Genomic DNA, 25,272 nt, shown 5'->3' with positions numbered 1-25,272 from the left:
TCACGATTGCATGCTGATCAACGTTCGATACGCATCCTGGAACTTGTTGCGCACCTGTACCAACATCTCCAGCGAAATCGACGCTTCCTCGGAAGCCGCCATCACCTGATGCAGCTCGACCGGCTCGCCCCGCGCAAAACGCTGCGCGTAGTCAGCGGCCACGTCCTGCTGGTCCGAAACGTTGTTGACGAGTCCCTTGAGCGTATCGCCGAAGCTCGTCCCGCTCGCGCTACCACCACGGTCCTGCAACACCGGTATCTGTTTGGCACCGGTGTCCAGTCCAGTACTCGCGATAGCGTTGCTTATCCCACCAATTGGATTCGACATTGGATTCTCAGGCCTTGATGTCCAGACGTCCGCCACGCAGAATCGGCGCTGGTGCCGGACCCTGCGACGAGCTCGTGCGGCCGTACGTCAACGGCCCCATCGTTCCCGCCTTCATGAAGAACGAGCGCTCTTCCTTGCTCAACACGCTCCACAGATCCTGATCCACGCCACTCGGCGCCGTTCCGGAGTTCAGTTGTGCCGTGCGGGCCGCTGCGTCGCTCTTGATCGCGTTGGCGAGCGACTTTGGATCCATTGCTGCGACGTCGCTCGACGTCGGCGGCGCCTGACGCGGCACGCCCGCACTCGGACGCGTTACGCCCGTTGCGTATGGATTGAACCCGCCGCCGCCAATTCCGTTGATCGCCATTCTGTTCGCTTGTGGCTTAAATGTTCAGAGCTTGCTTCAGCATTCCCTTCGCCGTCTGAAACACGCTGGCGTTCGCCTCGTACACCCGGCGCGCATCCATCATGTCCACCATCTCATCCGTCACACGCACGTTCGGGTAATGCACATATCCGTTCTTGTCTGCGTCCGGATGTCCAGGATCGTAGACCAGCTGTCCGTCGGTATTGTCTTCCTTGATGCCCGCGACATGCACACCAGTGCCGCCGCCGCTGGGCCCGTTCGTTTCGAGCACCGGCACTTCGAACCGACGCGGTCCGTCGGTCGGGAAATCGCCGCTCGGTACCTGAAACGCGTTGATGCCGTTGAATACGCCCGAAGTTCCCGACGGCTGTCCCGGCGCAACCGGATCGCCCGTCGCAGTTCCACCGTCGCCTGCTGCCAGAACGGCAACGCGCCGTTTGTATGGTTGCCCGTTTACGTCGTGCGTCGTTTCCGCATTGGCGATGTTCGATGCAATTGTCTCCATGCGAACCCGCTGCGCCGACAGTCCGCTCGCTGAGATCGCGAGAGACCGGAACATCGGCTGCGGCTGGTTTACCGCTGGTGACGGAAGTAATCCGACTGGACGAGGCATCGGTTATCAGGGCTTGAGGGCGGTCCGAACCTGATCGTAGGCCTTCGACAGCAGCTTCGATGTTGCCTCGTAGCGCAGCTGCTCATCGGCCAGACTGATCATCTCACTCTCGATGTCCACACCGGACGAGTTCGCAACGGCCCCGCTGGCTCCAGGCGTGCCCGGAAGAGCGAAGCCGTCCTGATTCTGGAGCGATGCCTTGGACACACGATCGGCGATCGCCCGAACCCTCTGGGTCCCGATGTCGAGAGCGTCCTTCAGCTCGGCTGCCGGAACTACTCGGCTAATGAATCCTGTGATCATCTCGGGATCGTGCTAAAGCAACCGCAGGACCAAACCGATTACGGGCTGCTTGGGCGGATACGCAAAAACGCTAAGTGATTATATAACAATCACTTAGCGTCTTGGAACTGGTTCGAAATGGCTTATTACGGCACTATTTGCCTAGCGGCAAAAAGAGGAAGAAAGTGCCGGATCGGCACATCTTGCCGGACTTTACAGGGTCAAGCTTGCCTCGCCGTTCGCCGGACCGTTCAGTTTGTTCCTGAGCGTCCGGACACTCAGCCCCAGCAATTCGGCCGCTTTCGTGCGATTGTTGCCCGACATCTCGAGTGCTTTCTGAATCATCGCACGCTCGGCATCCTCGACATTCAGCGAGGTCAACCGCACCAGTACTCCGTCATCCCGGTCGTCGTCCGGAATCGGTACCAGTCCCGCAGCGATCAGCGCCCGTTGCGTCGCCGATACCGGGCCGGCGAGCACGTTGGCCAACCCGAATCTGAGCCCCTCGAACGCATGGGCCGGCACGATTGGGTCAGACGAAAGGATCACCGCCCGCTCCACAACGTGCTGAAGCTCCCGGACATTTCCTGGCCAGTCGTATCTTTGCAGGACCTCGAGCCCTTCCTGCGATATCGCCCGCACTTCCTTGCCCATCTCCGCGCCAATTCGGATCGCGAACCTGTAGGCAAGGGCTGGAATGTCGTCCTTTCGGTCCCGCAGCGGCGGGATCGCGATCGGGATCGTGCTCAACCTATAGTATAGATCCTGCCGGAACGCTCCACGCGCGGCTTCGGCCGCCAGGTCCCGGTTCGTCGTCGCGATGATCCGAACGTCCACCCGTATGGTGGACGTGCCACCAACCCGCTCAAACTCCTGCTCCTGTAGCACGCGCAGCAGCTTCGCCTGAAGGTCCAGCCGCATCTCGGATATTTCGTCCAGCAGGAGCGTACCACGGTTGGCGCGCTCGAATGCTCCCTCGACGCGCTTGATCGCCCCCGTGAACGCGCCCTTCTCATGGCCGAACAGCGCGCTCTCCACCAGACCCTCGGGCAGCGCGGCGCAGTTGAGCTGTATGAAAGGCCTGTCACGGCGGTCGCTCTGGTCGTGGACCGAACGGGCGAACAATTCCTTTCCCGTACCGGACTCACCCTGCAGCAGCACCGTCGCCCGCGTAGGAGCCGCCGTCGCGACCGTCTGCATTATCCGGCGAATGGCAACGCTGTCGCCCACGATCTGGCGCTCGTTCCGGAACTCCATCACCTCACGCCTGAGCGCGTCGTTCTCCTTCTTGAGGCGAACCAGCTTCAGTGCCTGATCGACGGCGAGCTCAAGCTGCTGCGGGCGAACTGGCTTGGTGATGTAATCCACCGCCCCGGCCTTGATCGACGACACCGCGTGCTCGATGCTGGCATAACCGGTCAACATTATGAGAGGCACCTCGTACCCCTCGCGCCTGATGAGCGACAGAAACTCCAGGCCCGTCAATCCTGGCATGCGGTAGTCCGAGATTATCAGATCCACGTTGCCACGCGCCAACGCCTGGAGAGCCTCCGGAACATTCCGGGCGCCGACAGCGTCATGCCCGGCGCGCCGTAGCGTATCCTCCAGTATCAACCCGACCGATGGCTCGTCATCTACATATAGAATGGTTGCCATTATTTGGTAGAGTACGAGTCCGGATATGGTTGGCGTAGGGGCGGGTCCCCGTGCCCGCCCCAAAATTGTCAGGCTACGCGTCCGCCCTTTCTTCGAGCCTAAAGAGCGGGCGGCATGCGCTCGATACTCCACAGCATACGCTTTTGCGAGGAGCAAAGCAATACGATGCGCATCACGAACAGCATGATCCAGACTAACGCGACTCTGTCGCTACAGTCGAATTTGCAAGCAATGAGCACCGCTCAGAATCAGGTGAGCACCGGTCTCAAGTACAGCTCATTCGCCGACGACCCGCAGGCGCAGTCGTCGGTCATGCAGACCTCCACCGCCCTCAATGCGCTCAATCAGTATCAGCGCAATGTCAACGATGCCACAGCCCGCGCAAACATGGAAGACACGGTGCTGCAACAGCTCACCGACACCGTGACACGCGCGACGGCAATCGCAACGCAACAGGGCACTGCAACAGCGAGCGCGTCCGACCGCCTCGCCGCGAAACAGGAAGTCGACAACCTTCTCAGTTCCGCCGTGGCCGCTGGCAACACTCAGTACCAGGGCACGTATCTCTTCGGTGGTGACAACACCACGACCGCGCCCGTCACGACCACAGCACCATTCTATACCGGAACCGCGCCATCCGGAACGCACACGACAGAGATCGGTGCGGGCCAGTTGTTCAAGTCCAACCACAATGCGAAGGAGCTGCTGCTCGACACCGGCACGCTTCAGTCGCTCAAGGATCTTTCGACCGCGCTGGGCAACAACGACCAGGCCGGCATTGGTGCGGCCCTCACGAGCCTCAATAATTCCCAACAGGGAATCCAGTCGCTCGTCGGCGATCTCGGCGCGCGCGAGAACCAGCTTCAGGTCACCAGCTCCAACATCACCGCGCTTCAGCAGAACCTCACCACGTTCAAGTCAAATCTCTCGAACGTGGACCAGGAACAGGCGATAACCGATCTGGTGACCCGCCAGACGGCGTACCAATCCGCGATGCTCGCAACGTCGCGCGTGCTGGGCATGACCCTGACAGACTATCTGAAATGACATCCGCCGCCCTGGCTTACTCGATGCCCAGCACCGTCACCATCTCCTCCGACATACTAGGCACGATCGCCGTCGAGCCCGGTTCCTTGCTCACCTTTCCGCAGGGATTGCTCGGCTTTCCCGAGTGTCGGTCCTTCGTCCTTCTTCCGTCCGAACGGTCGCACGTGTACTGGCTCCAGTCAGCCGACTACTCGTCGCTCGCCTTTCTCCTCGTCGATCCGTTCATGTTCTTCGAAGGCTACACGCTCGACCTGGATGCGACGGAAACCCACGCTGCCTCGCCCGATGAGGTAAGCGTCCTCGCAATCGTAACGCTGCCCGGCGCACCTGGCGAGCTGCCCACGGCCAATCTTCAGGGGCCCGTGGTGATCAACACCCGCCTCAGCGAAGGCAGCCAGGTGGTGCTCGCCGAGAGCAGCTACGGCATCCGCGAGTCATTCGAGCTGTAGGACACGGATGTATCTGCTGCTTCCCATTGCGTGGGGAATCGGCCAAACCGAAAGGCGTGGATTTATCCACGCCTTTCGTGTTAAAGCTTTCCTCGGCACTGCCGATAAATAGTCCATACGGCCAGACCGGCCGGACCGGGTGGAGCAAGGAAGCTCTGCCACAAACCGCTAAAGGAGCCACACCGTAATGTTTATTCAGAACAACATCAACTCGATGAACGCGTTGAACAACCTGAACACGAACGAGACCCAGCTGACCAGCTCGATCCAGAAGCTGTCATCTGGCTTCCGTCTCAATCGTGCAGGCGACGACGCGGCAGGCCTCAGCATCGCGAACTCGCTTCGCAACAACGGTGTCGGCTTGCAGCAGGCCCAGCAGAATGCATCGCAGGCAGGCTCGCTGCTCCAGATCGCGGATGGCGCGACTCAGACGATCTCGTCCATACTCGATCGCATGAAGCAGCTCGCCACCGAGTCTGCATCAGCTAACGTCACGGATCCCGATCGTCAGAAGATCAACGCCGAGTTCACGCAGCTGTATCAGGAAATCAACCGTACCGTCGGCAGCACCGTGTACCAGGGCTCTCAGCTGTTGAACGGCAGCTTCGGCGTGAGCGATAGCGGTACGGGTACCGCCAACGCGGTCGTGGGTATTTCAGGCATCACGGTTTCCGGCGCAACCTCCGGCGCGACGTACACGATCGCGAAGGTCGATGCGACGCATATCACCCTCAGCGACGGAACGCTCACCCAGGAGTTGACCAGCGCCGCGTCTGGATCGCAGACCTTCAACTTCGACAAGCTTGGCGTAGCCTTCACGTTCAACGGCGACCCGACTGTCGGCCTTGATGGCAAGACGATTCTGCCGACGGGCACCAGCGCAGCCTTCCGCGTCGGCAGCGGCGCAACCAGTGATTCGGATAACCTCGTGAGCGTGAGCCTCGGCGATCTTCGCGCTAGCTCAGCCGCCGGCCTCAACCTCGCCAGCGTCTCGGTCGATACGATGGCGAATGCCACGGCAGCCCTCGCTTCGATCACGACCGCTGTCTCCAAGGTCAACACCGTCATCGGTTCGCTCGGTGCGGCTGAGAACCGCCTCAACTACGCGACCACGAACGTTGCTTCTCTGTACCAGAACGTGTCGGCCGCGGAGTCGGTCATCCGCGACACCAACATGGCGCAGGAATACACGAACTACAGCAAGCTCTCGATCCTCCAGCAGGCCGGTACGGCCATGCTCGCGCAGGCGAACTCGAGCCAGCAGAGCGTGCTGAAGCTCTTCCAGTAAATGAACTAACCGGGTGAGGGCAGCGGAGAGGAATCTCCTGTCTCCCCAAGCTCGGCTACGAGACCGTAGGGGCCCGAATGGGCTCCTGCGGGCTCGTCGCATACGGAGGAAAACACGATGAGCACCCCTGTAGGGTCATTCCCAGGTCTCGGCAGCACCTTCGACTACAGCTCGCTGGTCGATAGCCTCATTCAGATCCAGTCGCAGCCAGGCGTCGCGATGCAGACACGCATCACGACCGCACAGGCTCAACAGAGCGCGTACCAGACCTACAGCGGACTGCTCTCGAACCTCGAGGCTACCACCAGCCTCATGCGCGATGGAACGGCGTTTCAGGGCGTCAACGCCACCGTTTCCAACGCGACTGCTGCAAACGGCCAGACGATCCTCTCCGCCTCGGCGCTGAGCGGCGCATCACCAGGATCCTACGCAGTCCAGGTGCTCCAGACCGCACAGGCCGAAAAACTCTCCGGCAACACCTTCGCGAGCAGCACCACGGCCCTCGGTCTTTCGGGCGACTTCGTCATCAATGGCAAGACCGTGACGATAGCCGCTACCGATACACTGGCCTCGGTTCGCGACAGGATCAACGCAGTCAACTCCGGCGCGACGGCCAGTGGTGTCAGCGCGGCGATCGTTACCGATTCGTCAAACGCGCAACGGCTCGTCCTCACGAGTGTGCAGACTGGTTCCAAGGGAATCAACCTCGTGGATGGCTCGCAGGGCATCGCCCAGTCGTTGGGCTGGATCGACTCGACCACTGCGATCAAGCACGTTACCAGCGCGGGAGCGCAGAGCGATAACTTCGCCTCTGCCACGACGAGCATCGGATCTCAGCTCGGACTCACCGTTGCGCCAGGCGCGCAGACGGTCACGATAGCAGGTCAGGCTGTCTCGGTCGATCTCAGCACCGACTCGCTCACTTCGCTCGCGGCGAAATTCTCGGCGGTACCGGGGATCCAGGCGACAGTCCAGAGCACGACCGCCAACGGCACCACGCAGTATTACCTCGACGTCCGAAACACGACGAGCTTTGTCGATGGCGGAAACACATTGCAACAGCTCGGCATTCTCACCGCCGGCCGGTCGGCCGTAGCGCAGCAGCTGCAGAGTAGCGCGATGACGGACGGCAACGGCAGCACGCCGGCAACGGCGTCCACGCTTCTTACCAATCTGTGGAATGGCGGCTCCGCATCGGGCACCCAGGTCGGCGACACGCTGACGATATCGGGAACCCGCGGTGATGGCTCGGCTGTGAACGTCTCGTTCACCGTCGCTGCAGGCAGCACGGTGCAGGATCTGCTCAACACGCTCAACGACGCAACTACCGGCTTCGGCGCAGGCGCGCGGCCGGCGACGGCATCCGTCGACGCGAGCGGTCATATCGTCGTCAGCGACGGGACTGCCGGTCAGAGCGGTCTATCGCTCCAGATGGTGGCGAACAATCAAGGCGGCGGTCGGCTCGATTTCGGCGCCTTCGCGACTACATCCACGGGTCGCGCGCGTGAGCTCGTGACCGGGACAGATGCAAAATTCTCGGTCGACGGCGTCGCATTCACGCGCTCGAGCAATACGGTTTCGGACGTAATAGCAAACACGACGCTCACGCTCACCGCTGCGGATCCGAATACGATAGCGAACGTGAACGTATCGCTCAGCAGCAGCGCGGCGACGTCGGCCGTTCAGAACTACGTCAACGCATACAACGCAGTCGTCGATTTCATCAAGACGCAACAGACGCCTGGAACCGATCCCACCAGCAACCCGACTCTGTACAACGACCCGCTGCTGCGCACCGCGCGGAGCGCACTCTCCACGTCGATGCTCACGCCAGTCACCGGTGCGGCATCGGACATGGCGACGCCGGACACTGTCGGCATATCGCTCACGAAGGACGGTCATCTCTCGTTCGATTCCACGAAATTCCAGACCGCGTTCACGAGCAGGTATTCCGACGTGACCAAGCTGTTCGAGGAATCCGGGGTCTCTACCAATCCGTCGCTTGTGTACACAGCCTCGACGACCGCAACTCAGCCCGGTAGCTACGCTGTCAACATCACGCAGGCCGCTGCTCAGGCGCAGATGCTCGGCGCCGGCTTCAGCGGCGTCTACAACCAGCCTGGCGCGCCGGATACGATGACCGTGACTGACCTCGCATCGAACTCCACCGCGCAGATTCAGCTGAGTGGAGGAATGACCACCGATCAGATCGTGGCTGCCCTGAACGCATCGTTCGGCACGCCGGAGAATCGTGCGCTGTTGGGGTCGGTGACACTGAACGACGCAACCGGAACGGCAGCCGCGACGTCCGCGACACTGCTGACCGATCTTCATCTGTCAAACGGCTCGTCCGCCGGAGTGGTTGCCGGTGATACGAGCGGTTACAGCGGCACGCGTTCCGATGGCTCTGCCTACAGTGGCACATTCACCACGACTTCCACATCGACAGTTGCAGACTTCGTTACGCAGCTGCAGTCATCGGTTGGCACCGGTGCAACGGTATCGTTCGTCAATGGGCAGATCTCAGTGAAGGCGGCCACCAGCGGGACGTCGCAGCTCGCGATGTCGCTTACAGCGAACAACGAAGGTGGCGGCCAGCTCAACCTGGGGACGATGAACGTGACTGCAACCGGTCACGGTGTCCTGTCGATGACTGCCACCGCTGTAGGCGGGCAGGTTCAGATTCAGCACAATGCGTACGGTGCGTCGGCCGGATTCTCGATCGCTTACTCCGGCACGGGGACTCCGGCGACACAGCTGGGGATCGCGGCGGGAAGTGCGTACGGCGCGGATGTGCAGGGCACGATTGGCGGCTACACCGCTACCGGGTCGGGACGCCAGCTCGTCGGAGCGTCCGGAACACCCGTCGATGGCCTGAGCATGGCCTATCTCGGTACGACACCTGGTGCGATCGGCAATCTCACGCTGACGCAGGGATTCGGCTCCGTGATCGACCGGCTTCTCACCAGCTGGACGCAGACCGGCGGAACGATCGATGCACAGAACCAGCAGCTCAACGACACGATAAGCATGCAGCAGTCGCGTCTCACTGATTTCAACGCGAGAATCGCGCTGCAGCGTGCCGCGCTGCTCAAGGAATACTCGACGATGGACAGCACAGTACAGCAGATCATGGCCCAGGGGAATTCCTTCCTGGCAGCGTTCACGAACCCGTCCAACACCAGCACGAATAAAACCACCTCGAACGGGCTCGGCCAGTGACGCGGGCACTCATCGCTGACGTACCGGTCGCTGCATACGCCAAGGCGGTGCATGCGCTCGATGAATTCGACGCGCTCGTATCGAAGTATGAGATGTTGCTCGACACGCAGCAGGCGCTTGTGCGCACGGCGAACTTCGCCGGACTCTTCGAGATGGCATCACGCGGAGACAGGCTTGCACGCGACGCGGCACTGTGTGGCAAGCGCTTCACGCCGCTCGTGAGCGCGATTGCGTCGGGACAGTTTGCTGGCCCCCGTGCGAATGACATCCAGCGGCGAAGCTTCGCCTCCCGCTCGCAGGCCGAAACGCTGGATGGCTCCGCGTCGCGTCTCGCTGGCGTGTGCAGCGTGCAGCGCGACATCATGGGGCGTGAACTCCGCGGCGGGGCATCGGCGAGCCCAGGGGCTGGTCTCCCGCCCGCATATCGTACCGGATCACAGCGCTTCATCGACCGTCGCGGCTGAACGCGGCCTTCAGCGTCGCCAGGAGGACCGGTGACGTTCAAGTTTTGCACCCGCTCACCCGACACTGGCCAGCATGGGATATAGCGCTTATACCTCCAAGTACCTTGAGAATGATGTCGTGAGCCGGTCGAAGGAATGGCTGGTTCCCCTGCTGTACGAGCACCTGCTGGCGCAGCTCCGCCGCGCTCAGGTCCAGATCCAGCAACGCGATTTCGAGGGCAAGGCAGCGAGCCTCGAGAAGGCTTCAGCGATAGTCATCGAGTTGATGGGATCTCTCGATCGTGAGAAGGGTGGGGAACTCGCCCAGCGGCTCGCAGCGCTGTATGCGTACTTCGGTACGGAGATCCTGGCCATTGGCCGGACCCTGGATACCGGACGACTCACCAAGATCATGGAGATGGCTTCCAGCCTGCATGAATCCTGGGTGATTGCCGCACGGACTCAATGGCCGGCAGGAAGCACGGCTCAGCCCGGCGATTCGCTGTACGATCCCAGAGGGCGGTAACGTGCCAACGGCGGGATCGCTCCTCGAGGAAAACCTAGACCGCGTGATCGATTCCGTCGTTCGGAACGTCAACGCGGGACGAGGGGCGGTGCCGAACCCTGATTCCATGCATGCGATGGATGCGACCGACCGCGCGTCACTCGACGAGGTGGAGGCGCGAGAGACAATGGCCGACCTGTGCGGCCACGTCGCGCATGCGCTGAGAGCGCTCGATACTCAACCACGTGCCACAGCCACGTATAGGGCACCCGAAGCACCAGCAGCCGCCCCTACGCTCAATCTGGTCCGCTAGGCACAGGTACGACCGGGCGGCGGTAAAGTAACGGCCCCCGTAACCCGATATTCGAAGGGAAGGAGAAACTACACATGCACGTAAACAAAATCGCAGCCGACACACTTCGCACCGACGCGCTACAGCGCGTCCAGGGTGCAGCTGCGCCAGAAGTTCCCATCGATCCCATCTCGCCGACACGCGGCGCGGATGCGGTTCAGATATCGGATGCGGGGCTCGCTCTTGCAAGTGATGGCGCGAGCGCGCCGGTCTCATCGTCCCTCGATCCGGCACGCGCCGATCAGATCCGCTCGAACGTTCTCTCGGGCGCCTACAATTCGCTTGAAATGGCCGATCAGGTTGCGCGCGCTGTAATTCGCAGCGGCGACCTGTAACAGCACTTTCTCAGTATTTCTGGAGCCAAGCACATGCGCTTCCTTGTTGTTGACGACTCTGCCACCATGCGCCGCATAGTGGTGAACTCCCTGCAACGCGTCGGCTTCAGCGACGTGGTGGAGGCGAGTGACGGAGCAGAGGCATTGGAGAAGATCGCCACCGTCGATTTCGTCATTACTGACTGGAACATGCCGAAGGTCAGTGGCGCGGAGCTCACGAGAGCGATTCGCTCTTGCGACGAGACAAAGTCGATGCCGCTCATCATGGTCACCGCACGCAGTGTTCGTGATGATATTCTCACCGCCATGGAAGCGGGAGTCGACAGCTACGTCGTCAAGCCATTCACCCCCCAGGTTCTGCGCGAGAAGATCGACGCGGTACTGGCTACCAGAGCAGCATAGATTCCAATGTCCAACTCACGCATCGCCGAAGTCCTTTACGATTCCGAGACGATGCTCCGCCTGGTCGACAGCGAGCTCGAAGAGCTGCGTGACGACGGGCGGGATACCGGCCTTCGCGGAAACAACGTCGGCGTGCTGCTCGCCATGATGCAACGCGCCACGGGCGAGATTGCACAGGTCCTGTGCACACTCCACACGAGTCGCGAAGCCCTCCAGGGTGTGACCCTTCAGGAGATTCACGACAGCACGGCCAAGCTTGGCGAGGTGTGTTCCGCCACTGAGCTCGCCGCCACACGCATGATGGACGGCCTGGAACGCGCACATGCATACGTCGACCGCCTGGATGAGATCGATGCCTCCGGATCCTTCGACGACTCGATCGTCGAAGCAGCGGCCGTACGGGCCAAGATGCGCGATGAGCTCTTCGCCGTCATGGGCTCGCTGCAGTTTCAGGACATCACATCGCAACAGCTGGGGCATGTCGCGCAGATGCTCCGCGACATAGAGCGTCGGCTGCACGCAACGTCGTCGCTGTTGTCCGGTGGTCGTGCGGAAGCGGCTGTCATCACCAACGAACAGCTGCCAACGTTCAGCGAGTCCGCCTCCACGAGAAACTCGTTCGAGCGTCAGGCCACGGCCGACGCGCTGTTCTGGTGCGATCACTCCGGCAAGACCACGCAGTAGCCCACGCAGAGCCAGCTACAAAGTGCATGCGTCAGTTCTGATTCTTGGGCTCGGCATCTCGATCGAGGCGGTTCTCGTCGTCATGCTCGCTCGACACGTACGACGCCTCAAGCTTGCTGGTGCTGCCGCAGCAGCAACGACTCGCGTGGACGAGGGCCACGCACAGAGCATCCGTGGTGCACTCACGGAGCGCGAGACGCTCATGCGCGAGATGCAGCAGATCCTCTCGGGGCTGGATCAGAAGGTGCGTGAGCGCACGCTCGAACTGGCAGAGGCGATGGAGAAGGCCGAGCAGGGGAACCAGGCCAAGAGCGAATTTCTTGCGCGCATGTCGCACGAGATCCGTACTCCCATGAACGGCATTCTCGGCATGACGGGACTGCTCCTCGACACGGGACTCAATCAGGAACAGCGCGAGTACGTCGACACGGTTCGATCATCGGGACAGGCGCTCCTCACGATCATCAATGAGATTCTCGATTTCTCCAAGATCGAAGCGGGGCGACTCGAGATCGAGATCATCGATTGCAATGTTCGCACGACGGTAGAGGAAGTCGTCGAGCTGCTTGCCGATCAGGCGATGCAGAAGAAACTGGAGCTCGGCTTCTATGTCGACGAGCGCGTGCCTGCGGTGGTTCGCACGGATCAGGGCCGGCTGCGTCAGATTCTCCTGAACCTGGTAGGCAACGCCATCAAGTTCACACACGTCGGTCGTATCTACATCCACGTGACCGTCGAGTCGGAAACCGACGCAGGCGTGCAGTTGCGATTCGACGTCAATGACACCGGCATCGGTCTCACCGCTGAAGCGCGAACGCGATTGTTCCAGCCGTTTCAGCAAGCAGACAGTTCCACTACGCGCAAGTACGGCGGCACCGGTCTGGGACTCGCGATCTCGAAGCATCTCGTCGGCCTGCTCGGCGGCGCCATGGACGTCGCGAGCGTTCCGGGTGAGGGAAGTGTATTTCACTTCACGATCGCAGCGCAGCGGGGACCACGAGTGATGTCGACGCCGAGCGCGAACGTGATGAAGGATTCACGCGTCCTGGTACTCGTTCGTGGCAAGCTCACACGTGTAGTGCTCCGACGTTACGCCGCAGATTGGGGTGCATTCGTGGATGGTGCACGCACGGTTGCCGATGCACGCGCTTTGCTTCGCGCCAGCATCGCCGCCGGTCAGCGGTACGACCTGGTGATCGCCGATCTATCCACGCTGGGCTCCGATCCTCTTCGGTCGATTCGGGATCTGCGCCGCGAATTTTCCGAGGGCATCGGCGGCGTTGTCGCGCTGGCACCAAACCGGCAAAAGCCCAGCGCCGACACGGCGTCCAGAGCGGGCATCGACGTCACCTTCGCCCTGCCAGTCCGTCCCACGCGACTGCTTGGCGTTCTCGGATCGGTGCTCCATCCGGATCTCGCGCCCAAGGTACGACGGGTCGCGGAAACGGGAGTTGCCGGTGCACAGAGCAAGGCTCGCGCGCGCGTACTGGTGGCAGAGGACAATCCGGTAAACCAGCGTGTAGCGTCGCACATGCTGAACAAGCTCGGGTATCGCTGCGACATTGCATCCAACGGTCTGGAAGCTGTCGCGATGCTCGCCCAGCTCCCGTATGATCTTGTGCTGATGGATTGTCAGATGCCGGAGATGGACGGGTACACCGCTACTCGTGCGATCCGGCAACGCGAGGATGCTCAGGATCGGCATACGCCGATCATCGCAATGACTGCGAACGCAATGCGCGAGGATCGTGCGCGCTGCCTGGACGCAGGCATGGACGGCTTCATTCCAAAGCCGATCGCGCTGGAAGAGCTCGAAACTGCCATGGAATGCTGGATCCCGAGCGATTCGAAACCGGGTGCCGAGAGTTCAACACCGAATGCCAGTGACTATCTGTTCACTGGGACGGCCAGACAGCGCGAACCCGCCGAATCCGGTCCGGCGACGTCCTTCGCGGCCGATCCAGCTCTGGTCGCGGCCCTTGCGGCCCAGTTCGACAATTCAGGGGGGTCCATGGATCAATCATCAGTTGACCTGTCCGTGTTGGATAATCTCGCAGCCATGGCGGAAGGCGGGGATGACTTCGTGTTACGCCTCATAGGAACATTCATATCGGACACTTCGTCCCGAATTGTCACCCTTCGCGCTGCGTTGGATACCGGGGACCTGCCTCTGATCGAGCGCACGGGTCACGCGCTCAAGGGCAGCAGCGGTAACATGGGTGCGACGACCATGGCCGCGCTGGGCGCGGCGCTGCAAGGGGCCGGGCAGAAGCACGATGCGGCTGGCGCGCGGACGCTGATCGACGAGATGGAAGCTGAGTTCATGCGTGTCAGAGGGGTTCTGGACAGTGCTTTTCCGAGTCACGCGGTAGCAGCCTGAGGCTTGGCAGCACGGGCCTTACGGTGGACGTTCTCCTCTACAGTCCGGCCCCGAGACGCCGATAATTGGAGTATGATCCAGATCATCGAAGACGACCTCGTCACGTGCCACATCATCTCCGCGTTGCTCAAGCGTATGCGTTACGCGCACTGCGAAGCGCACACTGGCGCCGAGGCTCTGCAGCAGCTCCGAACGCAGCCGATCGACATGGTGATTGCCGACATGATGCTGCCTGACATGAATGGCCTGGATCTGCTGAAGCAGAAGCACAGCATGCCTCATCTGCGTGACATTCCAGTGCTCTGCTGCACCGCTCAGGCGGATATCGAAACGGTGGAAGCAGCGCTCGGTTTTGGCGCAATCGATTTCGTGAAGAAACCGATCGCAATCCAGTCGTTCGCGGGGCGCATCAATCGCGCCATGGAACGCTCGCCGGTGCGCTGGGAGTCGTGGCGCGAGATGAGCAAGCGTCTGCGCTTCTACAGCCGGACGATCCAGCCGATGCTGGCCATCGCGAATCAGGTTCTGCACGAGCTGGACGACGCTCTGGCACAGGCGCAGGTCGGACCCGCCGATGTTCCGTTGCTCAACTCGGTGGTTACCCGCGCTCGCGGTGCCGCGCTCAACGTCGGCGCGATTCGTACCGTGCAGCAGATCGACAAGTTGTGGAAGGGCGACGGCGCGGCGGACGAAGTCGAGCATCTGCGGGCCGCGATGGTGATCGAGCTCGCGGCATTCGACGACGCCATCAAGAACCGCGCGTCGCAGGGTGAAGTTCCGTCGCCGATTGGCGGCACCGGGCACGCTCCGACACCAATGGCCGCAAGCGGAATGTAGCTTCGCCAGACGGTTGGTTGACGCGTTTTTTTTGAGATGGAGAGAGGCATACCGCGGTTATATTGCGATATGCCTCTTGTTGCGTTCACCTCTCTGCCCGACGATGCGCGAGTCTGGGTGTTTGGAAGTGCGGACGAGCTGTCCAAGGAGCGGGAGTCCGTTCTCCTTTCCGCAATCGACGACTATCTGAGCGACTGGCGCGCGCACGGATCTCCCTTGACCGTTGCGCGAGAATGGCGTGACGGGCGATTTCTCGCAATAGCCGTGGATCAGCGTGACGAGAATGCGTCGGGCTGTTCCCTGGACGCGTTGTTTCGCGTGCTTCGCGATCTCGAGATGCGCCTTGGCACTTCGCTGTTGGGAAACTCCCGAGTTTACTTCCGGACGCGGAATGGCTCCATAGACGCCACTGATCGCGCCGGTTTTGCGGAGCGCGCACAGGCCGGCATGATTGGAAGCGATAGCCGCGTGTTTGACCTGAGCGTGCAGACCGTTGGCGAGTGGCGCGGTCGCTTCGAGGTCGATGCTGCTAAATCCTGGCACCGAGCCCTCTTGCCGGTAGCGGTCTAGCCTGGCGCAGGTCGGCGCCAATCGGGCGCCGCGGTGGTTCCAATCCTTGGTATGGAGCCGTACATTTGCGATTCACCTTGGATCGAGGAGACCGCCATGTACCCATCAGCGCGACGCTACTCAAGGTCGTTGTCGTTTGCGGGGGTTGTCTTGCTGGCCAGCTGTGCATCCGGTAATGCACCGCTCAGCGCCGGAGTGTCCAGCGGGCCTTCCATACAGGAAAGCAACACGCAGACCGGAGATCGCATGGCGACCGTCCCCCAATTCAAGGTAGCCCAGAGGGCGACCGTGCAAGTTCCGATCGCGGATGCATGGACCCGCCTGGCGAAGGCTTACTCCGACCTCGGCATACCACTGACGACGGTTCAGCCCGATGCGCACGTGCTTGGCAACGAAGGGATGAAGCGGAGTCATACGCTGGCGAATCAGCGTCTGTCACAATTTCTGGACTGCGGATCCGGCGGCAGCGGCAGTTCCAACGCAGACGTGTACTCGATCAACATGAGTGTGGTGTCGCGTCTGAGTCCGACGTCCGAGAACGCCACCGAGGTCGCAACTCTGATCCAGGCGACTGCAACACCCATGGCCTTTGGGACGGCTCCCGTGGTCTGCTCCACTACAGGTTTGCTCGAAGCGCGCATCGCGTCGATGGTAGGCGGGACCACACCCGCGAAGTGACGCCCGCAGAGTGTAGCGACGGAGGGCGGCGGAGCAACGGATGCCGCCCTCCGTTCCTCGCGCCGCGTATATTCAGGTAGGACGACATGGATTCCTATACCTTCGCGCTCGCGCTTGGCGGTGCCGGCCTGGTCGCGATGGCCGCGACGGGCCTTGCGCATTCCGGATCGCACGAAGGTGCGGGTGGCCATGATTCCGGCGGCCAGGGGCATCTGCCGCACGGCGACAGCGTGATGCATACCGGCCATGCCGCCGGCGCGCACCTCCCGGCCCACGCGGCGGCGCATCATGCGGGCGGATTAAAGTCCACGCTACTGTCGCTGGCATCTCCCCGGGTTCTGTTCAGCCTGCTGGTGGGCTTTGGTCTCACGGGAGTCGTCGCACGGCCGCTGTTGAGCGGCGTCGTGCTGCTCTTCGTCGCGTTGCTTGGCGCCGTCGTGTTCGAGCGTGCGCTGGTCGCGCCGCTGTGGCGCTTTCTCTTTCGATTTGCATCCAATCCCGCAACGACGCTCGAAGGCAGCCTGCTGAGCGAGGCTCGTGCAGCGAGCGGTTTCGACGACAATGGACAGGGACTGGTGGCCGTCGAAGTCGATGGCCAGATCGTTCAATGTCTCGGCACGCTGCGCGACGATGATCGCGCGCTCGGCGTGCGGGTTCGCGCTGGTGACGTGTTGCGTGTGGAACAAGTGGATGCCGCACGCAGTCGTTGCACGGTTTCGTATGTCGGACATGGCGTCAGATAGACAGACAACGCGCGACTGGCACATGCGGCAACTCAAACAACTTACAGGGACCATCTGACCATGGAATCACTGCTTCTGATCGTCGGCGTCGTATTCATCGTTCTGATCCTGATTCCGACGATCGTCGCTTCATTTCTACGCAACGTCGAAGCCGGCACCATACGGTTGGTAAGCTGGACCGGCGGCGGTACGGTGATCTACCGCGGTCCGGGGAAGTCCAAGGAAATTCCGCTGCTGACTACGGGCACCACGTTGTCGAGCAAGGTGATCAACGTCGATCTCGACATCACGGACCAGACCGCGGACGTGGATGAGAACGGCCATCCGCAGCCTATCAAGGTTCGCGTGCTGGCGAGTGCCATCGTATCGGTTGGGGAGACGGATGCAATGATCAAGACCGCTGCGAATCGCTTTTTCGCGAAGCCGGAGGCGGATCAGATGAGCACGATCACCGATCTGCTGTCGAGCTCGGGGCGTCGCGCGATCAATCTGCTCACGCACGATCAACTCTTCTCCGCGAAGACCGCTCCGCGCGCGATTGCATCGCAGTCGGGGGCCGAGGTGGCGAGCACTGCGATGATGGTTCCATCATCTGCAAACCAGATGTCGGTATCCGCGGCTCAGGTAGCGGACGATGATGACGATCCACTGGCCGTCATCATTCGCAAGGCTTGTTCGCGAGAGCTGACGGATCTCGGACTCGGGTTCAATTCGCTCAACATCAAGGTCGTGCAATCCGAGGTCGCCGATGCACGTCGCAGACAGTCGGCCGCGGAAGCGCAGGCGAACGCCGATATCGTTTCCGCGCAGCAGGCGCGTCGCGCCAAGGAGGCCCAGCTCGAAGCGGAGCGCGTGATCTCCGACAAACAGCGCGAGCTGGAGCAGACCAAGGCGTCCAACGCCGCACTCATCGCGCAGGCCGAAGCACTCAAGCAGGATGCGCTTGCCGTGCAGCGTACATCTGAGCTGGAGGCGACGCAGATCGCGCAGGCGCGAGCAGACGCCGAGCGTGTGAAGATCGAGGCAGAGGCAGCGGCCGACGCTGAAGCAATTCGGATAACTCGCGTCGCCACGGCGAATGCCGAGAGCATTGCCAAGGTCAACGCTGCGATTCAGGCAGGGGGCGAGAGCTACTTCCGTTATCGTCAGATCGAGTTGTTGCCGCAGATCGCGCCGGTGATCGCGAGTGCGCTGGCCGAGGCGCGGTTGATCAATATTTCGAGTGACGGCACGAGTGCGGCGGACGGGGCTACGAACAATATCACGAGCGTGATCCAGACAGTGCTTGCGGCGCAGCTCGTCTCAAAGAGCGGGATTGGTGAGGGGAAATAACCTTGGGTGAGGCTGACAGGCAGACGGGTGAACATCTTCCGGACGCGATCGGGCGGGTGCTGCGACGGTTCCGTGCGATGGACCGTGCAGACAAGATGCAGGCGCTGGTGCAGTATTCGCGCAAGCTGGAGCCTGTTCCGGCGCGGTACGCCGATGTAGATCGTGCAGCGTTCATCGTACCGGAATGTCAGACGCGGGTCGACATATTTCCTGAAGTGCACGATGGGAAGATGCACTTCTACGCAGACGTCAACGTGCGTCAGTCACCGACGGTGGCGGCTGTCCTGGCCATCGTATTCGCAGCGGTGAACGATCAACCTCCGTCAGTCACGCTCGCAATCCCGCATGACTTCGTGCCGATCCTCATGGAAGGGATGGGTCTCAATGCGCGCGAGGTCGGCCTGAACGCAATGGTGACGCGTCTCAAGCGCGCCGCGGCTGCTGCTTCAGCGTCTGCTTCAGCATCGGAGCAGCAGTCACCAGCGGTTTGAATTATGTCGATGCTCCTGCGACTTTGAGGCCGGCGGTCTTCTCCTTGACTGCGGCCTCGAGCTGGACGCTGAGCAGGATGCCTTCAGTCGATAGACGGCGCATCAGCTCCAACATTACCGCTTGCTGCGAGTCCACGTAGACCTGGTACGCCGGGTCCGTGAGATAGTAGACGGACGTGAAGTCGATGGTGGTGTCGCTCAGCGTGGTCATTGCAGCGCGAACGAAGCGTGTATTGGGAATGCTCTCGATTACTTCCCGCATGATTTTCGGGACGAGCGCGAGCTTGTCAGCGGGTGTGCTACCCGCGACACGGGTCACCACGACTGCCTGCCGTTCCTCCATGCGCCCGAAATTGCGAATGCGTCCCTTGAGCAGGTCACTGTTGCCGAAGACAATCTGTTCGCCGGTATCGGAGCGCACGCGCGTCGATTTGAGTCCGATATGTTCGACCTTTCCCGAAAACGTATCGACCTGAATCGAATCCCCGATCACGAACGGCTTGTCGGTGACTATCGACATTGCGGCAAAGATATCGCTGAGGACGTTCTGCAGTGCAAACGCGATCGCGATACCACCGACGCCCAGTCCGGCTACCAGCGCAGTGACGTTCTGCCGGAATCCCTCTTCGAGGGTTATGACCGCAAGTATGATCCACAGCGTGACCTTGATCAGAACCGAGATCGCCTGAATCGTCGTTGCGTCCGCGCGATTGCCCTCGTGGCGCTGGACGTACGACCGGGACCAGTAGTTGACCAGAACGTTGATCCATATCCCGACCTGCAGGAACAACGCGATGATTGCAACTGCTTCCAGGGCGCGGTCGATTCGCGTTTCGTATTTGTGCGGGAAGTCGACGAACTGCGGGACGAGCCACGCCGTGAGGAAGATTATGAAGAGCAGGCGGGTGCGCCGCACCAGTTGCATTACGACGGGCGAGATCTGCATGGCGATAAAATTACAGCACTTTGGCTCGAAGATGCGTCGCTACGCCGTTCGACGGCGTTCCCACTCCGCGAGCTGGTCGCAGGCATCACAATTGCCGCAGGTCCAGTCCGGCTCCACGGCTTCCCCGAAGTGCTCGAGGATGAACCGGGTCCGGCAGCCGGTGGTCTGGCAGAACTGGATGATGGTATTGAGCTGTTCCTGATCTCTGGCGCGGCGTTCCTCATAATCAGTCAGATCCGCGCTGAGATCGATCGACGTGAGGTTGTCGCGAAGCCGTTGCCAGTGGTTGCCTCGATGCTCGCGCGCCAGCCCGTGTTTCTTGAGCAGCGCGAGAACGATCTTCACCTTGCGTGTGGCGACTTCGGTCACGTCTACGAGGTCGTCGAGCGATACCGACGCGTCGGCAGGATATTTCTCGAGTGCAATCGCCACGCGCGCTGCTTCGGATACCTCAGGATACTTGCCACCGAGGAAGTACGACTGGATGCGTCTGTCCTCGACGCGATACAGAAGCGTGCATGTCGCCGGCTGTCCATCGCGGCCAGCTCGTCCGGCTTCCTGGTAGTACGATTCGATGGAGCCGGGAAAGTGGTAGTGAATCACGAAACGCAGATCCTGCTTGTCGACGCCGAGCCCGAATGCGTTTGTCGCCACTATCGCTTTGAGTTGACCGCTCATGAAGCGGTCCTGGGTGTCACGGCGCTCTGCCGCGGCCATCTTGCCGTGATACAGTCCAATCTGCAACTGATCCGCAAACTTTTCGGACAGCTGTTTGTGCAGACGGGCTGCCTCCTTGACGGTTGCGGCGTAAATCACGCCGGATCCGGGCGTGTCGTTCAGGAGGTTCTCGACTATGCGATCCTTGAGATTGTCGTTGACGGCGCGCACCACCTGAAAGCGAAGGTTGGGCCGCGCGAAACCGGTGACGGTCAGATATGGATCGCGCATCCCGAGCTGGCGAATGATGTCGTCGCGGACGATCTGCGTCGCTGTCGCCGTAAGTGCCAGGATTGGTGGCCGGCCGACACGTTGCGCTATCGAGCCAAGCGTCAGGTAATCCGGACGGAAGTCGTGGCCCCACTGCGACACGCAGTGCGCTTCGTCGACGACGAAGAGGGATATCTCGCGCTGAAGCAGCTGCTCGAAGAAATCACGATCCTTGAAACGCTCCGGCGTGACGTAAAGGATCTCGCCCTCGCCGTCCGCGATCTGGCGGCGCGCCTCTCTGTTCTCTGCGGACGAAAGATGCGAGTGCAGCGACACCGAATCGACGCCTATTGCGTCCATCTTGTCGTGCTGATCTTTCATCAGCGCAATGAGCGGGCTTACGACAAGGGTGAGGCCCGGCGTCAACAGGGCGGGGAGTTGATAGATCACGGACTTGCCGCTGCCCGTGGGCATTACGACGAGTGTGTCGCGCCCGGAGAGGAGCGCGTCGATCGGTTCCCACTGGCCGGGTCGGAAATTTGGATGACCGAATCTCTCGGACAGCAGGGATCTGGCTCGGGGCCGTTTGCCGGCCGCAGCGGTCTTGTCTGTCATGCAATCCGCATGCAAGGCAGGATCCATTCCGCGAGAGTGGCGATGCCGGGATCATTCAGTCAATCCCGGACCTCCCGGCGTGAATTCGCGGTCATTTCAGTTGGGCCGGCGCTCCGGCGAGGCGTATGAAAACCAGGATCCCCCTGCGTGCTCGATCCGCAATACGCGATCGCCAAGACCCGTGGCCAGCTTGCAGCCGTCCGGCGCGTAGACATAGCCGACGTCGGTGCTGTCCGGCTCGGTCGATCTGACGAAGGTGCACTCATGATAACGTGCGTCTCTGTACACTGCCCGGAACTCGCCGCGCTGCAACAGGCCGTGAAGCGCGTCGATCCGCGCCGAGATCGCAACGCGCCGGTCCTTGCTCGTTATGGGTGTCGCCGCCGTCGCGGTAACTACGTCCGGGACAGGGGCCAGTCGGTAAACGGCAACTATGGAGTCCAGGATCGTCTTGTGGGCAGCGAAGGTCGCCGTGGCTGTTGCCAGTGCAGCACTGCCAGCGGGACTGAGCGCAACTTCGGTCGGTTGCACGTTGGGCAGTCCGCGAACGAGCCAGATTGCTCGCCGTCCAACCGGGGTTCCGCGCCAGCTCATTATCGCATTACCTACCAGTGCTGCACTGTCGGCGCCGATTTTTCGCACTATGCGTTCGCCAGCCGGTCCCTCATCCACGGCTATGATCGCGCAATCCGTGTGGTGCGCGACTGAATAAATGCTGGGCCACAGATTGTATTGATTGGCTCTGCCGCCGAGGTTGAGCGAGAAGACGCGCGGATTGTCCGGCAGGTTGAACGCGAGCTCGGACGCATCCTGATATCGGTCAGCCGCGATCCACGTTGCCGTGCAGTTCCTGTTCGCAACCTCTGCCTTCTGCACCGCGCGTGCGAGATCGGGCCAACCATACGCTTTCGATATGGGATCCCTGCGTGGCGGGACATCGATCACGCGTGCGGCGGCCTGCGCGATCACCACCAGTGTACATGCAGCACCGAGCACGGAACCAGCGATCAGCCATGCGCGGGCGGCGCGGCGCAGCCGCATCGTTGCGAGCAAGGGGAGCGCCGCGACGAGGGCTGGAACGGGCCAGTTCGGCTCGACTGGACGTCGGATGGCACTGACCACAAAAAATGCAGCGACAGTGGTTGCGATGACCGCAAACATGAAACGCCGCTCGTCAGCCATGCGACGCAGACTGCGCGCAACGGCAAACGCTGCCATCACAGCTATGATTGGTGAAACGATTCCGAGCTGCCCGGCAATCAGTCCGGCCTCCCGGCTGAGGGTCGAGCCGCGTGCCTGCGTGAATCCGTGATGCAGCTGGAATACGAAGGAGATCCAGCCGTTGTGAGAATTCCAGACCAGCGTAGGTGCCAGCACGGTCAGCGCGAGCAATGTTGCGAGGTATGGACCTGGTCCGGCCAGTCGCGTGCGCAGGTCGCGTCGCGATAGCAGTGCGACGAGCACGCCAGCAGGAATCAATACCGATGTGAATTTCGAGCAGAAGGCAACGCCGAGCATCACGCCGGCTGCGCACCACCAACCGAGTGACGTAACGGATTTTGGCGGCGATGCAATGGCTCTTTCGAGCGACGCGAGCGTAAGTGCGATTGCAGCAAGTAGAGGAGCGTCCGGCGTCGCAAGTACGAATCCGACAAGAGCACCAGGTATCACCAGCATCAGCAATGCCGCGCGGACACCGGGGTCATCGAGTGCACGCGTGGCTCCTCGAGCGTCGTCGACGACGTCGCGACTTGATTCGGCGCCCAGCCGCCATGCCATCACGACGACCCCAATCGAGGCGATTGCGCCGGCGAGAATGGCGCCGAACCGGACACCAAGCGCGGTCTGTCCGAAGATCGCGGTGCCGGAGCGGATAAGAAGCGCGACGGCTGGTGGATGATCGAAATACCCGGCCGCGATGCGCCGGCTCCAGTCCCAGTAGTACGTCTCATCGGGAAGCAGCGGGATGAATGCGGCGAGCGCGAGACGTACTATCGACGCGACGACGATCAGAGCGATTGCGAGCTTTGCGTTGCGCATCGTTACTTCTGAATGACTCCCTGCAGGTCGCCCGAGACGAGCGCTGCGATGTTGGCGAGAATGACCGGTCGCGCGGCACCACCGGCACTTACGAGGAAGATCGGATCCCACTCGGGGTGGAACCACTGCTTGAATTCCCTGATTCCCTGAAAGTTGTAGAATCGCTCCCCGTACCCGCGTATGGCAACGGCGAGCTGGTTCCAGATCGGTGCACCGCGGTGAACGCTGAGTCCGCTGAGCGATGCCATGCCGAGGTTGAACCAGCGGAAACCCTCGCCGCGCGCCCAGAGCATCATCTCGATCAGAACGAAGCGCATGATGCCAGGCGGTGCATCCGTGGTGTAGCGCATGAGATCAGCTTCGATCTCTTCTTTTCTTCCCGAAAGCCAGGCGTTGGAGAAAGCAACGATCCGTCCGTCCTTCCGTGCGACCGCAAGCGGGTAGCGCGCTACGTAATCGTCGCTGAAGGAACCCAGCGAAAACGATTTCTCCCGTGTCTGCTTCTGTCTGAGCCATTCGTCGGAGACGGCGCGCAGCTCGGGAAGAAGGGGTGGTATGTCGGCTGGCTGAACGATCTCGAACTTGTATCCGTCGTCCGTGATCTTGCGCCATACGCGTCGCAGATTCTTTCTGCTGGATCCTTCCAGAGAAAAGTCCGCGAGCGAGACGCGCGCCTCCTCGCCCAGCTTGACGACGTTGAGCCCATGATCGAGGTACAGATACAGGAGTGTCGGAGCAACCTTGTAGAATACCGGCCAGCCGCCGTTCTGATCTGCAAGCCGTATGAACGAGCGAATCAGTTCCGTCGCGTCGGAAGCCACGCAGATCGGATCGCCGAGCGAGACCCAGCTACGCCCGTGCACACCGAACATGATGAACCCGGTGCGCTGCTCATTGAACAGGAACGACTTGTCACCCAGAAATGCGAGCTGCGCTGCCGCTTGCGGATAGTTCGCAACGATCGCGCGCGCGTCGCGCAGATCTGCCTGGGTCGGGCGCGGAGCTGGCTTGCGTGCAGTGCGCATCAGACGCAGGGCCGCGAATACCATCAGCGTGGCGAGAACACCAGCGCTCGCGCGTAGAAAGCGAGCAGCCTGCGCATGTCTCGCGAAATGGAAGAAGGTAGCGATCGAGATGTCGACGTTGGCATACGACAGCAGACCCAGCGCAATCGAGCCGAGCGTTACCAGCAGGATCGCCGCGATCCATGATGCAGAGAAACGCTCTTCGATCAGCGAGCTGCGGCGATAGAAATACTTTCGGCTTGGCAGAAACGCGGCCAGCATCAACGAGAGAACGAGTGCCTGTTCTATGTCCAGTGCGCGGAGCAGCGACAGTACGATGCCCGCGACGAGCATCCCGATGGTGAGGTGGTACGCGACGTCCAGCCGCCGCTCGACACCGCGTGCCAGGATGAGCAGCGTCACGCCCGCGAGGTTGTCCATGAAGTGGGACAGCTCGACGACCGGGAGCGGAATCCACATGCTCAACCATCGCAATCGCCCAGCGATCGCAGGCGTGGCGCCCGAGAACAGCAGGAGCGCTCCAGCGACGAAGGTGAATATCGCGAGCATGCGCGGAACGATTGCCGCCGTGCGATCGCCGCCCAGGCGTCGCAACCGCTGAATCGGAGCCGAGTGCCGGAAGAGCGCGATGCCGAGGTAGCCTGCAGCAAGAGCGACCGTAATGCCAAGTACGTAATGATGGCGGGTGGAAGTTACGGGTGGCACTGTTACTCGCG

At 61.4% G+C, this 25,272-nt stretch carries 26 protein-coding genes; 17 read left to right on the top strand and 9 right to left on the bottom strand.

Going from position 1 to position 25,272, the window contains the following annotated elements; genetic code table 11:
- The 5 genes from fliE to V4529_07345 form a co-directional block, all read right to left on the bottom strand.
- A complete protein-coding gene (fliE, locus tag V4529_07365) occupies window positions 1-327 on the bottom strand; it encodes a flagellar hook-basal body complex protein FliE (protein ID MES2358149.1) in 327 nt (108 codons plus the stop codon).
- A 7-nt stretch (window positions 328-334) separates the two neighbouring features.
- Window positions 335-694 (bottom strand): hypothetical protein, encoded by a 360-nt coding sequence (locus tag V4529_07360; GenBank protein ID MES2358148.1) that lies wholly within the window; start codon window positions 692-694, stop codon window positions 335-337.
- A 16-nt stretch (window positions 695-710) separates the two neighbouring features.
- Complete coding sequence (flgC, locus tag V4529_07355; protein MES2358147.1) at window positions 711-1,307, bottom strand: flagellar basal body rod protein FlgC; 597 nt, start codon at window positions 1,305-1,307, stop codon at window positions 711-713.
- A gap of 6 nt (window positions 1,308-1,313) precedes the next feature.
- Complete coding sequence (locus V4529_07350; GenBank protein ID MES2358146.1) at window positions 1,314-1,610, bottom strand: flagellar basal body rod C-terminal domain-containing protein; 297 nt, start codon at window positions 1,608-1,610, stop codon at window positions 1,314-1,316.
- A gap of 192 nt (window positions 1,611-1,802) precedes the next feature.
- Complete coding sequence (locus V4529_07345; GenBank protein ID MES2358145.1) at window positions 1,803-3,245, bottom strand: sigma-54 dependent transcriptional regulator; 1,443 nt, start codon at window positions 3,243-3,245, stop codon at window positions 1,803-1,805.
- 165 nt (window positions 3,246-3,410) lie between these two features.
- Between V4529_07345 and V4529_07340 the strand changes: the two genes are divergently transcribed.
- The 17 genes from V4529_07340 to V4529_07260 all read left to right on the top strand — a co-directional run bounded on the left by V4529_07340 (window position 3,411) and on the right by V4529_07260 (window position 19,003).
- Window positions 3,411-4,292 (top strand): flagellin, encoded by an 882-nt coding sequence (locus tag V4529_07340; GenBank protein MES2358144.1) that lies wholly within the window; start codon window positions 3,411-3,413, stop codon window positions 4,290-4,292.
- A complete protein-coding gene (gene fliW / locus V4529_07335) occupies window positions 4,289-4,741 on the top strand; it encodes a flagellar assembly protein FliW (GenBank protein MES2358143.1) in 453 nt (150 codons plus the stop codon). The genes V4529_07340 and fliW overlap by 4 nt, the downstream gene beginning before the upstream one ends.
- A gap of 187 nt (window positions 4,742-4,928) precedes the next feature.
- A complete protein-coding gene (locus tag V4529_07330; GenBank protein MES2358142.1) occupies window positions 4,929-6,029 on the top strand; it encodes a flagellin in 1,101 nt (366 codons plus the stop codon).
- A gap of 117 nt (window positions 6,030-6,146) precedes the next feature.
- Window positions 6,147-9,251, top strand: a complete 3,105-nt coding sequence (gene fliD, locus V4529_07325) for a flagellar filament capping protein FliD (protein MES2358141.1) — start codon at window positions 6,147-6,149, stop codon at window positions 9,249-9,251.
- Window positions 9,248-9,715 (top strand): hypothetical protein, encoded by a 468-nt coding sequence (locus V4529_07320; protein MES2358140.1) that lies wholly within the window; start codon window positions 9,248-9,250, stop codon window positions 9,713-9,715. Before fliD ends, V4529_07320 begins: the two co-directional genes overlap by 4 nt.
- A 73-nt stretch (window positions 9,716-9,788) precedes the next feature.
- The gene (gene fliS, locus V4529_07315; GenBank protein ID MES2358139.1) at window positions 9,789-10,220 is read left to right on the top strand and encodes a flagellar export chaperone FliS; all 432 of its coding nucleotides are present in this window, start codon (window positions 9,789-9,791) and stop codon (window positions 10,218-10,220) included.
- 1 nt (window position 10,221) lies between these two features.
- Window positions 10,222-10,512, top strand: coding sequence for a hypothetical protein (locus V4529_07310; GenBank protein MES2358138.1), 291 nt, complete (start codon window positions 10,222-10,224; stop codon window positions 10,510-10,512).
- A 74-nt stretch (window positions 10,513-10,586) separates the two neighbouring features.
- Complete coding sequence (locus V4529_07305; protein ID MES2358137.1) at window positions 10,587-10,886, top strand: hypothetical protein; 300 nt, start codon at window positions 10,587-10,589, stop codon at window positions 10,884-10,886.
- Between the two features lie 33 nt (window positions 10,887-10,919).
- Window positions 10,920-11,288, top strand: coding sequence for a response regulator (locus tag V4529_07300; protein ID MES2358136.1), 369 nt, complete (start codon window positions 10,920-10,922; stop codon window positions 11,286-11,288).
- A gap of 6 nt (window positions 11,289-11,294) precedes the next feature.
- Complete coding sequence (locus V4529_07295) at window positions 11,295-11,972, top strand: hypothetical protein (GenBank protein MES2358135.1); 678 nt, start codon at window positions 11,295-11,297, stop codon at window positions 11,970-11,972.
- Window positions 11,973-11,994: 22 nt separating this feature from the next.
- On the top strand, window positions 11,995-14,352 hold the full coding sequence (locus V4529_07290; protein ID MES2358134.1) for a response regulator: 2,358 nt from the start codon (window positions 11,995-11,997) through the stop codon (window positions 14,350-14,352).
- Between the two features lie 72 nt (window positions 14,353-14,424).
- Entirely contained in the window at window positions 14,425-15,189 is a 765-nt protein-coding gene (locus V4529_07285) for a response regulator (protein MES2358133.1), read from the top strand.
- Window positions 15,190-15,258: 69 nt separating this feature from the next.
- Complete coding sequence (locus V4529_07280; GenBank protein ID MES2358132.1) at window positions 15,259-15,759, top strand: hypothetical protein; 501 nt, start codon at window positions 15,259-15,261, stop codon at window positions 15,757-15,759.
- A 246-nt stretch (window positions 15,760-16,005) separates the two neighbouring features.
- Complete coding sequence (locus V4529_07275; protein MES2358131.1) at window positions 16,006-16,437, top strand: hypothetical protein; 432 nt, start codon at window positions 16,006-16,008, stop codon at window positions 16,435-16,437.
- Between the two features lie 86 nt (window positions 16,438-16,523).
- The gene (locus V4529_07270) at window positions 16,524-17,180 is read left to right on the top strand and encodes a hypothetical protein (GenBank protein MES2358130.1); all 657 of its coding nucleotides are present in this window, start codon (window positions 16,524-16,526) and stop codon (window positions 17,178-17,180) included.
- Window positions 17,181-17,240: 60 nt separating this feature from the next.
- Window positions 17,241-18,512 carry a hypothetical protein gene (locus tag V4529_07265; GenBank protein MES2358129.1) on the top strand — a complete coding sequence of 424 codons (1,272 nt, stop codon included), beginning with the start codon at window positions 17,241-17,243 and terminating at the stop codon, window positions 18,510-18,512.
- Window positions 18,513-18,514: 2 nt separating this feature from the next.
- Window positions 18,515-19,003 carry a SufE family protein gene (locus V4529_07260; GenBank protein ID MES2358128.1) on the top strand — a complete coding sequence of 163 codons (489 nt, stop codon included), beginning with the start codon at window positions 18,515-18,517 and terminating at the stop codon, window positions 19,001-19,003.
- Window position 19,004: 1 nt separating this feature from the next.
- Here the strand turns inward: V4529_07260 and V4529_07255 are convergent, their stop codons facing one another.
- The 4 genes from V4529_07255 to mprF all read right to left on the bottom strand — a co-directional run bounded on the left by V4529_07255 (window position 19,005) and on the right by mprF (window position 25,261).
- Complete coding sequence (locus tag V4529_07255) at window positions 19,005-19,949, bottom strand: mechanosensitive ion channel family protein (protein MES2358127.1); 945 nt, start codon at window positions 19,947-19,949, stop codon at window positions 19,005-19,007.
- Window positions 19,950-19,988: 39 nt separating this feature from the next.
- Window positions 19,989-21,491, bottom strand: coding sequence for an ATP-dependent DNA helicase RecQ (locus V4529_07250; GenBank protein MES2358126.1), 1,503 nt, complete (start codon window positions 21,489-21,491; stop codon window positions 19,989-19,991).
- A gap of 96 nt (window positions 21,492-21,587) precedes the next feature.
- Window positions 21,588-23,531, bottom strand: coding sequence for a glycosyltransferase family 39 protein (locus tag V4529_07245; protein ID MES2358125.1), 1,944 nt, complete (start codon window positions 23,529-23,531; stop codon window positions 21,588-21,590).
- 2 nt (window positions 23,532-23,533) lie between these two features.
- Window positions 23,534-25,261 carry a bifunctional lysylphosphatidylglycerol flippase/synthetase MprF gene (mprF, locus tag V4529_07240; protein MES2358124.1) on the bottom strand — a complete coding sequence of 576 codons (1,728 nt, stop codon included), beginning with the start codon at window positions 25,259-25,261 and terminating at the stop codon, window positions 23,534-23,536.
- Window positions 25,262-25,272 lie beyond the last annotated feature (11 nt).

The organism is Gemmatimonadota bacterium (genome assembly GCA_040388625.1).
In the GTDB taxonomy this organism is placed as follows: domain Bacteria; phylum Gemmatimonadota; class Gemmatimonadetes; order Gemmatimonadales; family Gemmatimonadaceae; genus Fen-1247.
This window is presented reverse-complemented; position numbering and strand designations above follow the sequence as displayed.